This is a genomic window from Actinoplanes sp. CA-015351, from assembly GCF_050955685.1.
In the GTDB taxonomy this organism is placed as follows: Bacteria; Actinomycetota; Actinomycetes; order Mycobacteriales; family Micromonosporaceae; genus Actinoplanes.
Genome location: NZ_CP192102.1, coordinates 3,107,778 through 3,120,729, shown reverse-complemented (window position 1 = coordinate 3,120,729; position 12,952 = coordinate 3,107,778). Strand labels below are relative to the sequence as shown.

At 67.0% G+C, this 12,952-nt stretch carries 15 protein-coding genes; 11 read left to right on the top strand and 4 right to left on the bottom strand.

Annotated features, from left to right (window positions below; genetic code table 11):
* The first annotated feature begins 22 nt into the window (after nucleotides 1–22).
* The 4 genes from ACQP2E_RS14045 to ACQP2E_RS14030 are packed head-to-tail and all read left to right on the top strand — an operon-like array spanning nucleotide 23 to nucleotide 2,379.
* A complete protein-coding gene (locus tag ACQP2E_RS14045) occupies nucleotides 23–448 on the top strand; it encodes a roadblock/LC7 domain-containing protein (protein ID WP_111650822.1) in 426 nt (141 codons plus the stop codon).
* Nucleotides 445–834 (top strand): DUF742 domain-containing protein, encoded by a 390-nt coding sequence (locus tag ACQP2E_RS14040; RefSeq protein WP_433831641.1) that lies wholly within the window; start codon nucleotides 445–447, stop codon nucleotides 832–834. Before ACQP2E_RS14045 ends, ACQP2E_RS14040 begins: the two co-directional genes overlap by 4 nt.
* The gene (locus ACQP2E_RS14035; RefSeq protein WP_111650769.1) at nucleotides 818–1,429 is read left to right on the top strand and encodes a GTP-binding protein; all 612 of its coding nucleotides are present in this window, start codon (nucleotides 818–820) and stop codon (nucleotides 1,427–1,429) included. Before ACQP2E_RS14040 ends, ACQP2E_RS14035 begins: the two co-directional genes overlap by 17 nt.
* Nucleotides 1,423–2,379, top strand: coding sequence for a glycine betaine ABC transporter substrate-binding protein (locus ACQP2E_RS14030; RefSeq protein WP_433831638.1), 957 nt, complete (start codon nucleotides 1,423–1,425; stop codon nucleotides 2,377–2,379). Before ACQP2E_RS14035 ends, ACQP2E_RS14030 begins: the two co-directional genes overlap by 7 nt.
* A gap of 14 nt (nucleotides 2,380–2,393) precedes the next feature.
* On the opposite strand, the gene ACQP2E_RS14025 is transcribed toward ACQP2E_RS14030, so the two are convergent.
* Nucleotides 2,394–2,801: a hypothetical protein gene (locus ACQP2E_RS14025; protein ID WP_433831636.1), complete on the bottom strand. Its 408-nt coding sequence runs from the start codon at nucleotides 2,799–2,801 to the stop codon at nucleotides 2,394–2,396.
* A gap of 165 nt (nucleotides 2,802–2,966) precedes the next feature.
* On the opposite strand from ACQP2E_RS14025, the gene ACQP2E_RS14020 reads away from it, so the two are divergent.
* Nucleotides 2,967–4,184, top strand: a complete 1,218-nt coding sequence (locus ACQP2E_RS14020) for an IPT/TIG domain-containing protein (protein WP_433831634.1) — start codon at nucleotides 2,967–2,969, stop codon at nucleotides 4,182–4,184.
* Nucleotides 4,185–4,772: 588 nt separating this feature from the next.
* On the opposite strand, the gene ACQP2E_RS14015 is transcribed toward ACQP2E_RS14020, so the two are convergent.
* Complete coding sequence (locus ACQP2E_RS14015) at nucleotides 4,773–4,958, bottom strand: hypothetical protein (RefSeq protein WP_433831632.1); 186 nt, start codon at nucleotides 4,956–4,958, stop codon at nucleotides 4,773–4,775.
* A gap of 42 nt (nucleotides 4,959–5,000) precedes the next feature.
* Here ACQP2E_RS14015 and ACQP2E_RS14010 point away from each other — a divergent pair, with 42 nt between their 5' ends.
* Nucleotides 5,001–5,126, top strand: a complete 126-nt coding sequence (locus ACQP2E_RS14010; protein WP_433831630.1) for a hypothetical protein — start codon at nucleotides 5,001–5,003, stop codon at nucleotides 5,124–5,126.
* A gap of 9 nt (nucleotides 5,127–5,135) precedes the next feature.
* On the opposite strand, the gene ACQP2E_RS14005 is transcribed toward ACQP2E_RS14010, so the two are convergent.
* Complete coding sequence (locus tag ACQP2E_RS14005) at nucleotides 5,136–5,924, bottom strand: IclR family transcriptional regulator domain-containing protein (protein ID WP_433831628.1); 789 nt, start codon at nucleotides 5,922–5,924, stop codon at nucleotides 5,136–5,138.
* Between the two features lie 100 nt (nucleotides 5,925–6,024).
* Here ACQP2E_RS14005 and ACQP2E_RS14000 point away from each other — a divergent pair, with 100 nt between their 5' ends.
* From ACQP2E_RS14000 to ACQP2E_RS13985, 4 genes are read left to right on the top strand one after another with little or no spacing between them, the layout of a single operon-like run.
* Complete coding sequence (locus ACQP2E_RS14000; RefSeq protein WP_433831626.1) at nucleotides 6,025–6,999, top strand: ABC transporter substrate-binding protein; 975 nt, start codon at nucleotides 6,025–6,027, stop codon at nucleotides 6,997–6,999.
* Nucleotides 6,996–7,799 (top strand): ABC transporter permease, encoded by an 804-nt coding sequence (locus ACQP2E_RS13995; protein ID WP_433831624.1) that lies wholly within the window; start codon nucleotides 6,996–6,998, stop codon nucleotides 7,797–7,799. The genes ACQP2E_RS14000 and ACQP2E_RS13995 overlap by 4 nt, the downstream gene beginning before the upstream one ends.
* On the top strand, nucleotides 7,796–8,572 hold the full coding sequence (locus tag ACQP2E_RS13990) for an ABC transporter permease (RefSeq protein WP_433831622.1): 777 nt from the start codon (nucleotides 7,796–7,798) through the stop codon (nucleotides 8,570–8,572). The genes ACQP2E_RS13995 and ACQP2E_RS13990 overlap by 4 nt, the downstream gene beginning before the upstream one ends.
* 10 nt (nucleotides 8,573–8,582) lie before the next feature.
* A complete protein-coding gene (locus tag ACQP2E_RS13985) occupies nucleotides 8,583–9,368 on the top strand; it encodes an ABC transporter ATP-binding protein (RefSeq protein WP_433831620.1) in 786 nt (261 codons plus the stop codon).
* 77 nt (nucleotides 9,369–9,445) lie between these two features.
* Here the strand turns inward: ACQP2E_RS13985 and ACQP2E_RS13980 are convergent, their stop codons facing one another.
* Nucleotides 9,446–11,047: an alpha/beta hydrolase gene (locus ACQP2E_RS13980; protein WP_433831618.1), complete on the bottom strand. Its 1,602-nt coding sequence runs from the start codon at nucleotides 11,045–11,047 to the stop codon at nucleotides 9,446–9,448.
* Nucleotides 11,048–11,221: 174 nt separating this feature from the next.
* Between ACQP2E_RS13980 and ACQP2E_RS13975 the strand changes: the two genes are divergently transcribed.
* Nucleotides 11,222–12,790 carry a M28 family metallopeptidase gene (locus ACQP2E_RS13975; protein WP_433831616.1) on the top strand — a complete coding sequence of 523 codons (1,569 nt, stop codon included), beginning with the start codon at nucleotides 11,222–11,224 and terminating at the stop codon, nucleotides 12,788–12,790.
* The last annotated feature ends 162 nt before the right edge of the window (nucleotides 12,791–12,952 follow it).

Below are 12,952 nucleotides of genomic sequence, written 5' to 3'. Positions count from 1 at the left end.
CAGCAACCTGGAAAGAAGAATGATGAGCGTTGACACGTCGGCGGACAGACATCAATTCAATTGGCTGCTCGGCAACTTCGTGCACCAGACGGACGGCGTCCGCGACGCCGTGGCGGTGTCCTCCGACGGCTTGCTGATCGCGAGTTCGGACGGGTTGAACCGGGCCGAAGCGGATCAGCTGTCCGCCATCGTCTCCAGCCTGGCGAGCCTGGCCCGCAGTGCGTCCCGCCGGTACGACTTCGACGGCCTCAAACTCATCATGATCGAGATGCATCGGGGCTTCCTGCTGGTCTCGGTCATCTCGGGCGGCAGCGTCCTGGGCGTGGTGGCCGGCGGCGACTGCGATCTCGGCCTGGTCGGTTACGAGATCTCGTTGCTCGCCGAACGCTTCGGCGGCCTGCTCACCCCGGCACTGATCGCCGAGTCCCGACAACACCTGCCGCGATGAGCTCCTTCCCGTACGCGGGTGGGCAGCCGCCGACCACCTCGTCGCCTGCGCACGACGACGACGAGGATCCGATCGTGCGGCCGTTCATGCTCACCAATGGGCGTACCCAGCCGCTGCACGACGGGCTGCGCATCGAGACGCTGCTGCGGGCGGCCCCGGCGGCTCTGTCGGCGCCGCTGCGGTTCGAGTCACGGCGCATCGTCGAGCTGGCTCAGGCCCCGATGTCGGTCGCCGACCTGTCGGTGGCGTTGCGCGTACCCCTGGGTGTGGTTCGTGTGATCGTGGCCGATCTGATCACTCAGGGGTTTCTCTCCGTCGAGGATCAGCCGGCCGAGCTCTCCACCAGTTTGATCGAAAGGATCAGGGACCGTGTCCGGGCGCTCTAGGGAGCCGTCGGCAGCGCACCCCGTCGCTGTCAAGATCGTCATCAGCGGTGGCTTCGGCGTCGGGAAAACCACCTTTGTGGGTGCCATCTCCGAGATCGAGCCACTGGTCACCGAAGCCGAGCTGACCGAGAAATCGATCGGGATCGACGACACCTCCGCGGTGTCCGGCAAGACCACCACCACCGTCGCCCTCGACTTCGGCCGGATCACCCTCGACGACGCGTTGCTGCTCTACCTGTTCGGCACGCCCGGACAGGACCGGTTCGCCTTCCTCTGGGACGACCTGGTCGACGGCGCGCTGGGCTCGATCGTGCTTGTCGACACGCGGCGGATCGAGGACTCCTTCCCCGCGATCGACTACTTCGAGGAGCACGAGATCCCGTTCATCATCGGCGTCAACCGGTTCGGCGGCGCACAGCGTTTCCAGCTCGAGGAGGTCCGTGACGCGCTCGGCGTCGGTGCGGGCGTACCGCTCGTGGAATGCGACGCTCGCGACCGCGAGTCGGTGAAGAACGTCCTCGTCTCGCTCACCGAAGAGGTCCTGGTCAAACGCACCGAGAAGGCCAACCGGGAAAGGGCGGGATCAGCATGGTGAGCTCGTTCTTTCGTCTCGCGGCCGCCTTTTTGGGCGTGGTGACTCTGGCCGGCTGCGCCGGCTCCGAGGCCGCGATCACCGCGCCACCCGGCGTCCCTGCCGCGACCTCCTGCGGCGAGGTCAACATCGCGGTCAACCCCTGGAGCGGGTACGCCGCAAACGTCGCCGTGGTCAAGTACCTGCTCGAAGAGGAGGTCGGCTGCACGGTCGGCGCCGTCGAGCTGAGCGAGACCAGTTCCTGGGCCGGTCTCGCGGACGGCAGCATCGACGTGATCCTGGAGAACTGGGGACACGACGACCTGAAGAAGAAGTACATCGACCGCCAGAAGGTCGCCGTCGAGCTCGGCCTCACCGGCAACAAGGGTGTCATCGGCTGGTACGTGCCGCCGTGGATGGCCAAGACGTACCCGGACATCACCGACTGGACCAAGCTCAACGATTACGCCGACCTGTTCAAGACCGCGGAGTCCGGCGAGAAAGGTCAGTTCCTCGCCGGAGACCCGTCGTTCGTCACCAACGACGCCACGCTGATCAAGAACCTCAAGCTGGACTACACCGTGGTGTACGCCGGCAGCGAAGACAAGCTGATCGCCGCGTTCCGCCGGGCGCAGACCAAGAAGACGCCGTTGATCGGGTACTTCTACGAGCCGCAGTGGCTGCTGTCGGACATCAAGCTGGTGCACATCCCGCTGCCGAACTACACGCCCGGTTGTGACGCCGACCCGGACACGGTGGCCTGCGACTATCAGCCGTACGACCTCGACAAGATCGGGCGCAAGGCGTTCGTCGACTCGGGCAGCCCGGCCGCCACGTTCCTGAGGAACTGGACGTGGACGAACGCCGACCAGAACGCCGTCGCCAAGGACATGACCAAGGGTCTGACCGCCGAGCAGGCGGCCCGCAAGTGGGCCGACGCGCACCGCACCACCTGGGAGAAGTGGCTGCCCTAGTTTCCTTTCCGGGTTCAGCAGGCCACCGCGGCATACAGCGGGCGGCCTGCTGAGCGGCATCCGAGCCACTTCTCGGTGTAGCCGTTGTTGCTGACCACCCAGGTGTCGGCGGATGCCGAGTAGTCCAGGCCGGTGATCCGCTGGGTGCCGCCGTACACGAAGGTGTGCAGTGTGTACTCGGCGCCGGACTTCTCGAACGTGAAGTCGGTCTGGCGCTGCACCGGCCACCCGGTGAGGCTCGGCTGGTAACTGCGCTTGAATCCGGCGCCGCTGTCGAAGTCGAACTTCCACAGCGTGGCCGGGGCGAACTGGCCGCCCGGGTGGAACCAGACCCTCACCCCGGACGCGGCGTGGGCGGTTCCGGGGACGGCGGTGAGAATGCCGGCCACGACGGTGGCGATGGCGATGCCCTTGATGTTCATGAGTGCTCCCTCTTCGCTGGTGTTCGCTTTTTTGAGAGCGCGGCAGGGCACAAAGTTCCCGGGTCACCTGTTCGGGGTTTGTTGTTCCTGGCAAATCGGGACCAACGTGAACGTTACGCTGCTTTGCGGTATCAGCTCTTTTCCGGCAGGCCCTGGGGAGATCCGATGATTCGCCGCATAACCCGTGCCGTTGTGGCGTCGGTCGTTCTGACCACCACGGTTCTGGCGGGCGTCAGCACACCGGCGTCAGCGGCTGCTGTGGCGATGACGCTGAGCAAGACGTACGGGACCAGCGGCGCCGGCGGCACGCTCATCGGCTCGGTCCCGCCCACCGCGGTCGCGCCGTTCCCCGCAGGCAGCGCTACCCCGATCGTCCAGTTCCAGTTCGTCGGCACCGCGACGACCGGGTGCTCCCTGAAGGCGCAAACGCGTACCGCCATCGCCGGGCCCGGGGTGAACACCACGGCCGGCGTACTCACCGCGGACACCACCAAGGTCAAGCGGATCACCTCGTGGAAGATCGTGTTCACGGTGCCCACCGCGGCGTACCCCGGTGACGCCTTCAACACGAGCGGCCTGGTCCTGACCGGCACCCAGTCGCAGGCCCGGTGGTACGTCTGCGTCTACGACACCGAATCCACGACCACCAGCACCCTGCTCGCCACGTCGGTCTACACGATCACGCTGCGCCCGACCATCACGTCGATCAGCCCGGCGAGCAGCCCCGCCGCCGGCGGTCAGGCGATTACCGTGAACGGCACCGGCTTCTCCCCCGTCACCACCCCGATCACCGCCTCGATCGGCGGCGCGGCCCTCACCAACATCAGGGTCGCGTCGAACGGCAACAGCTTCACCGCCACCACCGGCGTACGCGCGGCCGACACCGGCCTCGCCCTCTCCGTAGTGGCGCCGGGCGGCACGGTCAGCAGCCTCGACCCGGACAACAACCCGCTCACGCCGACGACGTACCCGTTCGCGTACACCAACGGCATCACGATCTCGCCGGCGACGGGCGTGACCGGCGCGCTGGTCACGGTGTCGGTGACAGGCGCCGGCTTCTCAGGGCTGATCTTCGACCCGGCAGCCGTCGCCACCAGCTCCGACCCCCACGTCTTCCTGGTCGACGGCGCCTACGACCCGGCCACCAACCGCGGCGTGGCCGAGTGCACGGTAGGCATCGTGGTCAGCGACACCGAACTGATCTGCGACCTGGACCTGTCAGCGACCCAGCTGAGCCCGACAACAAGCGCCCCCACCTCGGGCGTGGTCCCCGACGGCGCCTACATCATGACCGTCGTAGCGAACGGCGACCCCGGAGCAGCCGGCCTGGCCGAGCCCTCCATCATCAGCAGCGGCGCTGCGTTCGTGGTAGCCCCCTACTAGCGCCGCCCCCACGCAACATTCATTGCCATGCCGGGCGCCGACGCCCTTCCGCCACAGACACCCCACCCCGCGCTACCCCGCTCCGCGCCGCGCGGCCCCGCTCTGCCCCGCTCTGCCGCGCAGTGCACTGCTCTGCACTGCACTGCTCTGTTCTGCTCTGCACCCGCTCTGCATTGCTTGGATCTTGTGAATTTCCCCGCAAACGTGCCCACACAACTCCACAAGATCGAGAAGGCCCCCGCCGATCTTGCGGAGTTACGCGCAAACGGCTCGCCGAACTCCACAAGATCCGCGAGGAAACACGCTCACCACGCTCACCGCGCTCACCACGTCAGAACCGTGAGGCCCCGCGCTCACCACGTCGAAACTCTGCAGCACCGGTTGGCCGAACCCCTGGAGACCAGTGGGGCACAGGACACCACGAGTCTCCAAGATCCGGCACGTCCACCCGCCGTGGCGGCTGAGCATCACAACAAAGCACGCCAACCATCCGGAAACGACATGCCCCCGACGGCCGCCCGGCGAACTCGTGCATTCGTGGTCGATCGGCCGGTCAAACCGCACAAGATCTCCGAGCGGCACCTCGCACTAAAGCAACCGCCACCGGTCCGCCGAGCCGGGCGCCAGCATGTAGATCACGTTGCCGGCCAGGGTCATCGCGCTGCCGGCGGTGAGCAGCCACAGACTCCCGGTCCTCGGCCCCTGCCGCAGCAGAATCGGAATGATCACCGCGAAGAGCAGCACGCCCGCGGTCGGATAACCGGCGGTGACCATCTGGTCAGGATCGGCGTGGAATCGTCGGTGACGATCGGCTCGATGACGAACGTCCAGTACACGATGCCGACCGCGACCGCGATGATCGCCGAGTCGATCAGGTTGCCGGACCAGACCGGGCCGCGCTGCCGGGTGAGCCGGAACAACGCCACGGTGAGCAGCGGATAGGCGCCCAGATCAGCGGCCGGCCGGCGCACCACGTGAGCCGATGCGCAGGTCCGCCTCGATCGCGGCCGCGGCGGCCAGCAACGGCGGCAGCAGGCGTTCCCGGATGTCGTCGACGGTGGCCCGCGCGGCGTGCACCGACACGTTGATCGCTCCGGCCGCCGTACCGTTGCGGTCCCGGATCGGCGCCGCGAGCGACCGCAGCCCCTCCTCCAGCTCCTGATCAACGATGGAGTGCCCCTGCGCGCGAACCCGCGCGATCTCCGCGCGGAGCGCGCTCGGCGAGGCGATGGTGCGGTCGGTCAGTGGTTCCAGCTTCGCCCGATCCAGGTACGCGTCAAGCTCCCCCGCCGGCAGCGCGGCGAGCAGCACACGGCCCATCGACGTGGCGTACGCCGGAAATCGGGTGCCGACGTTGATCGCGACCCGCATGATCCTGCTTGTTGGGACACGTGCGACGTACACCACATCGTCACCGTCGAGCACCGACAGGGACGACGACTCATGCACCTGCTGAACCAGGCGTTCCAGGTGCGGCTCGGCAACTTCGGGCAGCGAGAGGCTGGAGAGGAACGCGTACCCCAGCTCGAGAACCCTCGGTGCCAGCGAGAACAGCCGGCCGTCGGTGCGCACATACCCCAGATCGGTGAGGGTGAGCAAGAACCGCCGCGCAGCCGCACGGGTCAGACCGCATGACCGTGCGACGTCACTGAGGGTCAATTCGCGATGTTCTGCGTCGAATGCACGGATCACCGCGAGCCCCCGCTCGAGCGATTGGACGTAGTACGGTTCCCGCGGCATCAGTTGATCGAAACCAATCGTTGACGTGACACGGGGCACATCATAGCGTTCTCTCTGAGAACTCATGTTCGTGATGCGCACAGATTTCTAAGGAGTAAATATGCGGCGGCGACTCCTCGCGGGGATGGTGGCGGTAGCCCTCGCCGGCACCCTTACGGCATGCGGCACCTCCAGTGACTCGGACTCCACTGAGGGTGGCAGTGGTACCGGCAGTGTGGACAAGGTGAAGGTCGGGGTCATCCCGATCATCGACGTGGCCCCCATCTACCTGGGCCAGAAGCAGGGATTCTTCAGCAAGCGCAACATCGAGCTGACCATGGAAGCCGGTCAGGGCGGTGCGGCCATCGTCCCCGGTGTGGTGAGCGGCCAGTTCCAGTTCGGCTTCAGCAACTTCACCTCGCTGATGATCGCGCAGACCAAGAACGTGCCGATCAAGGCCGTCGCGGCGGGTGTCTCCTCCACCGGCGTGCAGGGCAAGGACTTCGGCGCCGTGGTGGTCAAGGGCGACAGCCCGATCAAGACCGCCGCCGACCTGGCCGGCAAGAAGATCTCGGTGAACACGCTGAAGAACATCGGTGACACCGTCACCCGGGAGTCGGTCCGCAAGGCCGGCGGCGACCCGTCGAAGATCGAGTTCGTCGAGATGCCCTTCCCGAACATGCCGGCCGCGCTCGACGGCGGCCAGGTCGACGCCGCCTGGGTCGTCGAGCCGCAGCTCACCGCGATCAAGGCCGCCGGTGGCCGGGAGGTCGCCTCGACCTTCGTGGACGCGGCGCCGAACCTGACGGTCGCGGCGTACTTCGCCTCCACCGAGCTGATCGCCAAGAACGCCGACCTGGTCACGCGGTTCACCGAGGCGATCAACGAGTCGCTGACCTACGCCGACGCCAACCCGGACGCGGTCCGCGCCATCCTCGCCGACTACACCAAGATCGACGAGAAGGGCCGCGCCGCGGTGGTCCTGCCGAAGTGGCCCGTCGAGATCAACAAGGCCTCGGTGGAGACCCTGGCCAAGCTCGGCGAGCAGGACGGCATCTTCTCCGGCACTCCGGACCTGGCGAAGCTGCTCCCGTGACATCGGTTCGCCGTGGCAACCCGGCTTGGCTCGGCCACCCCGCATTTCTGGGGTCGGCCGGCCTGGCCGGGTTGCTCCTTCTCATCGAACTGCTGCCGAGGCTGGGGGTGGTCGACGAGCAGTACCTGCCGCCGACCAGCGCCATCCTCACCGCGCTGGCCGACGAGGCCGGCACCGGGCAGTTCTGGATCTCGCTGAAGGACACCCTGGTCGCCTGGGGCTGGGGTCTCTTCATCGCGGTCGCGGCCGGCGTGCTCGCCGGCATCCTGATCGGCTCGGTGCCGGTGCTGCGCGAGCTCACCGCCTCGACCATCGAGTTCCTGCGCCCGATCCCGTCGGTCGCGCTCATCCCCTTGGCCGTTCTCCTCTTCGGTACGGAAATCGGCTCCACCCTGCTGCTCGTCTGCTACGCCGCCTTCTGGCAGGTCCTCGTCCAAGTCCTGTACGGGGTGGCCGACGTCGACCCGGTCGCCTACGAGACCGCGCGCAGTTACCGGTTCTCCGGTTGGGCCCGGGTGCGATACGTCCTCTGGCCGACCGCCCTGCCGTACGTCTTCACCGGCGTGCGGCTCGCCGCGTCGGTGGCCCTGATCCTGGCGATCACCGCCGAGCTGGTGATCGGATCGCCGGGGCTGGGCAAGGACATCGCGATCGCCCAGGCCTCCCAGGCCGTCCCGACCATGTACGCGCTGATCGTCGTCACCGGCGTGCTCGGCGTGCTGATCAACCTGCTGGCTCGTACCGGCGAGCGCCGCCTGCTCGCCTGGCACCAGTCAGTTCGCGGGGAGGTGGCGCTGTGACGATCGCACGTCGTCTTCTCTTCGCGGCAGCCCTGCCGGTCGTCCTCTTCGTCGGCTGGTGGGTGCTGAGCGCTGACAGCGAAAGCTTCTACTCACCACCGCTGTCCGACATCCTGACCGCCTTCGGCAACACCTGGACTCTCGCCGCCATCAAGGCCGAGGTGGTGCCGAGTCTGCTGCGGCTCTTCGCCGGATACCTTCTGGCGTCGATCGCCGGCGTCGCGCTCGGGCTCGCCATCGGCCTGAACCGGCGGCTGCGGGCCACCCTCGAACCGGTGCTGGAGTTCTTCCGGGCCATCCCGCCTCCGGTGCTCGTACCCGTGATCATGCTCTTCGCCGGCATCGGCGACGGCATGAAGGTGATCGTGATCGTTTTCGGCTGTGTCTGGCCGATCCTGCTGAACACGGTCGAGGGTGTCCGCGCTGTCGACAGCGTCGTGCTGGAGACCGCGCGTTCCTACCGCGTGACCGGGATGGCCCGGCTCACCAAGGTGATCCTGCCGTCGGCGGGACCGCAGATCGTGACGGGGCTGCGCCAGGCGCTCTCCATCGCGATCATCCTGATGGTGATCAGCGAGATGTTCGCGGCCAGCAACGGCCTCGGCTTCACCATCGTGCAGTTCCAGCGCAGCTTCGCGATCCCCGAGATGTGGAGCGGGATCATCCTGCTCGGCCTGCTCGGGTTCGCGCTGTCGCTGTTGTTCCGGCTCGCCGAGAAGCGGGTCTTGCGATGGTACGAAGGCCTGCGCGAAGCGCAGCGCCGGGCCGGCTAGGAGGGCCACGATGCTTGAGGTCAAAGGTCTGAAGAAGGTTTACCGGTCCGGGAGCCGCGAGGTGGAGGCACTTCGCGATCTCACGTTCACCGTGGACAACGGCGACCTCGTCTGCCTGGTCGGTCCGTCCGGCTGCGGCAAGACGACGCTGCTGCGCTGCATCTCCGGGCTCCTGGAGCCGACGTCCGGCGATGTCAAGGTCAACGGCAAGGCCGTCGCCGGGCCTCCGCCCGGCATGGCGGTGGTCTTTCAGGAGTACGGGCGCAGCCTTTTCCCGTGGATGAGCGTACGGGACAACGTGGAGCTGCCGCTGAAGCAGAAGAAGGTGTCCAAGCCGCGCCGCGCCGAGCTGGTCGAAGAGGCCCTCGACGCGGTCGGGCTGACCGGCACCGAGTCGGCGTACCCGTGGCAGCTCTCCGGTGGCATGCAGCAGCGGGTCGCCATCGCGCGGGCGGTGGCGTACGAGCCGGAGACGCTGCTGATGGACGAGCCGTTCGCGGCCGTCGACGCGCAGACCCGGGCGGACCTGGAAGACCTGGTCCGCAAGTTGTGGCAGCGGCTCAAGGTGACAGTTCTGTTCGTCACGCACGACATCGACGAGGCGGTGTACCTCGGACGTCGCGTGGTGATGCTGTCGTCGTCGCCGACGGTCGTGCAGGACGAGCTGGTCATCGACCTGCCCGCCGAGCGGGATCAGCTGCACACCCGGGCGGATCCCAAGTTCGTCGAGCTGCGTACCCGGGTCTACGAACAGATCCAGCTGGCAAAGAAAGCCGCAACGAGTAACTCGCGCTGACAGCAACCCTTCGTGCCGATCTTGTGGAGTTGTCCGACAGCGGTCGGGGTCAACTCCACAAGATCGGCAGGATAGGGCTAGCGAACGCCGATCTCGGCGCGGATGTCGGCCGGGAGGCCGGCAGGCGCCGCCGAGCGCTTCGAGAACGTCGACACCGACGCCGCGGCCGGAACCGGCTGCGGGATCGGGTCACACTGCGCGTCCGAGCGGTTGCCGCGGACCCGGTCCGGCAGCGCGCCGGTGGCCAGGTAGTCCGCGATCAGGTTGTCGGTACAGGCGATGCCGTTCAGCGAACCCGAGTGGGTGGTGCCGCCGACGCCCTCGATGAGCACCGACTTCGGGAAACGCTTGCGGACCTCAAGAGCGCCGTCATAAGGCGTGGCGGCGTCGTTGGTCTCGGCGATGAGCAGGATCTCCGGCGACTTCTTGCCCTTGATCTCGACCGGCTTGCCCGGCTTCGTGCCCCAATTGATGCAGGGCGCGTTGTACCAGGCGTTGTTCCAGGTGATGAACGGGTACTTGGCGTGGATCTTCCAGTTGTCCCGCTGCCACTTGTTCCAGTTGGTCGGCCACTTCACGTCGCTGCACTGAACAGCCAGGTACATCGCGTAGCCGTTGTCGGAGCCCGCGCCACCCGGCTCGGGGTAGTTCTCCAGCAGCAGCGAGGGGTCCTTGTCGTTGACCCAGGCGGCGAACGCCTCGGCCACCGACTCCCAGCCGAACACGTAGTAACCGGCCGAGACGAAGATGTCGTTCCACTCGTCCGGGCCGATCTTGCCGGCGGCCGGCTTCTTGATCAGCGAGTACAGCGTCGAGTAGTACTTCTGCTTGACCACCTTCGCGGTCTTGCCCAGGTGGTAGACCGAGTCGTACTTGGCAACCCACGCGAAGTAGACGTCCATGTTCTTGTCGAACTGGACGTCCTGATCGAGGTTCGCCTGGTACCAGACGCCCTCCGGGTTCACCACGCCGTCGAAGACGAACTTGCGCACCTTGTCCGGGTGCAACGTGGCGTAGACCTGGCCGAGGTACGTGCCGTACGAGAAGCCGTAGTAATTGATCTGCTTCTGGCCGAGGGCCTTCCGCAGGCTCTCCATGTCGGCGACCGTGTCGGTGGTCTTGACGTGGTCGAGCAGCGCACCGCCCGCTTTGTCACAGTCCTTCGCGTAGCCCTTGGCCTTGGCCAGCCACTGCTTCTCGAGGGACTTGTTCACCGGGACGTAGAACGGCCGGTTGTAACCGGCGTAGTCGACGTCGCAGGTGAGTGCCGGAACGCTGGAGCCGACGCCGCGCGGGTCGAAGCCGATCCAGTCGAAGTAGCTGCCGGCGTCGTTCGGAACGTACTCACCCAGCACCGACAGGGTGAGACCGGATCCGCCCGGGCCGCCCGGGTTGGTGAGCATGACGCCCTGGTACTCGGCAGCCGTGGACGTGTGCTTGATCCGCGAGACGGCAATTTTGATCTTGGTGCTCTTGGGCTTGGCGTAGTCCAAGGGCACGATCAGGAAACCGCACTCCGCGCCACGGGCGTTCAGGCCCGCGCTCGCGCATTTCCCCCAGCTGATCGCCGGAGGGGTGTAACCCGGCTCCTGGTGAGCAGAAGCCGAGGCCGGGATCACGCCGGCTCCGATCAGGAGCCCGACGGATGCGGCCAGGGTGGCCGCAAGGATTTTTCGCATCCCATGCCTTCCGAAATTCGAGTCACAGTGGTCGCCGTGACTCCGGGGCGATCAACGCACTCTAAACATCAAGGCATGGACATGCGCAGCTTCGGAAACGTTGAATTTACGATTGCGATTCGAAAACGGTGATAGGTATCTATTGATATGGAGGGTTGGCCTGCGGCCTCTGCGATGCTCGTCGATGTTTTAAGTCGTGCTTCGTCGCTTCAAGTCGCGGAGGATCCCGTGCGCGCCCTTCCCCTGCTCGGCGTCTCCCTGCTGGTCGCCGGCGGCCTTACCGCCGCCGCGTCACCGGCACAAGCCGCCGCCGCTCCGGACATCTCGGTCACCAACGTGAAGGCACACCTCACCCAGCTGCAGAGCATCGCCACCGCCAACGGCGGCAACCGGGCGCACGGCCGGCCCGGGTACCTCGCGTCGGTCACCTACGTGAAGAACCTGCTCGACGCGGCCGGTTTCACCACGACCCAGCAGTCGTTCACCTACAACGGCGCCACCGGGTACAACCTGATCGCCGACTGGCCGGGCGGTGACACCAGCGACACGCTGATGATCGGCGCGCACCTGGACAGCGTCACCGCGGGACCCGGCATCAACGACAACGGCACCGGCTCGGCGGCCAACCTCGAAGTCGCGCTGCAGGTGGCCCGCACCGGTTTCCAGCCCGACCGGCACCTGCGTTTCGGCTGGTGGGGCGCGGAGGAACTGGGTCTGCGGGGATCGACCGCGTACGTGAACTCGCTGTCCACCGCCCAGAAGGCGGCGATCACCGGGTACCTGAACTTCGACATGGTCGGATCCCCGAACCCGGGGTACTTCCTGTACGACGGTGACAACTCGGACGGCACCGGATCGGGCCCCGGCCCCACCGGATCGGCGCAGATCGAGCAGACTCTCGCCGCTTACTTCACCTCGATCGGCGTACCGACCCGGGGCACCGACTTCGACGGGCGCAGCGACTACGGCCCGTTCATCGCGGCCGGGATCCCGGCCGGTGGCATCTTCACCGGTGCGGAAGGCACCAAGACGTCGGCGCAGGTGGCGCTCTGGGGTGGCACGGCGACCCGCTTCGACCCGTGTTACCACGCGTCGTGCGACACGATCACGAACATCAACGACACCGCACTCGACCGGAATTCGGACGCTATCGCGTACGCGGTCTGGGCCTTGGCGGACGGCGGCGGAACCCAGCCGCCCACCGGGACCACCGTCTGGTCCGACGACCTGGAGACGGCCACGACGTGGACCCGGGGTACCGCCGACACCGCGACATCGGGGCTGTTCGAGCGGGGCAACCCGGCGGCCACGAGCAGTTCCGGAGTGGCGACGCAGCTGGACGCGGCGGCGTCCGGCAGTTACGCACTGGTGACCGGGGCCACGGCGGGTGCCAGCGCCGGCGCCAACGACCTCGACGGCGGGGTCAGCTCGCTGCTGTCGCCGTCGATAACGCTGCCGTCCTCGGGCACGCTGACGCTGTCCTGGTCGTGGTACCTCGCACACCTGAACAACGCGACAAGCGCCGACTATCTGCGGGTCCGGGTGGTTTCCGGATCGACGACCACGACGCTGGTGAGCCTCACCGGCGCGGCCAGCAACAAGGCGGCGGCCTGGGCGGCCGCTTCGGCAAGCCTTTCCGGGTACGCGGGCCAGGCGATCCGTGTCCAGGTGGAAGCAGCCGACACGGGCACGGCTTCGCTGGTGGAGGCCGCGGTCGACAGCTTGAAGATCACCCAGTCCTGACGGTGGGATCATCCCGGCCGGCTCGCACCGCTTTCACGGCGGTGCGGGCCGGCCGGATGTTTGTTTATGACTCAGGGTTGGGCCGGCCGGATGTTTGTTTATGACTCAGGGTTGGGCCGGCCGGGCCGATCGGGAATCACAGCCCGGTCGGAAAGGACGCCC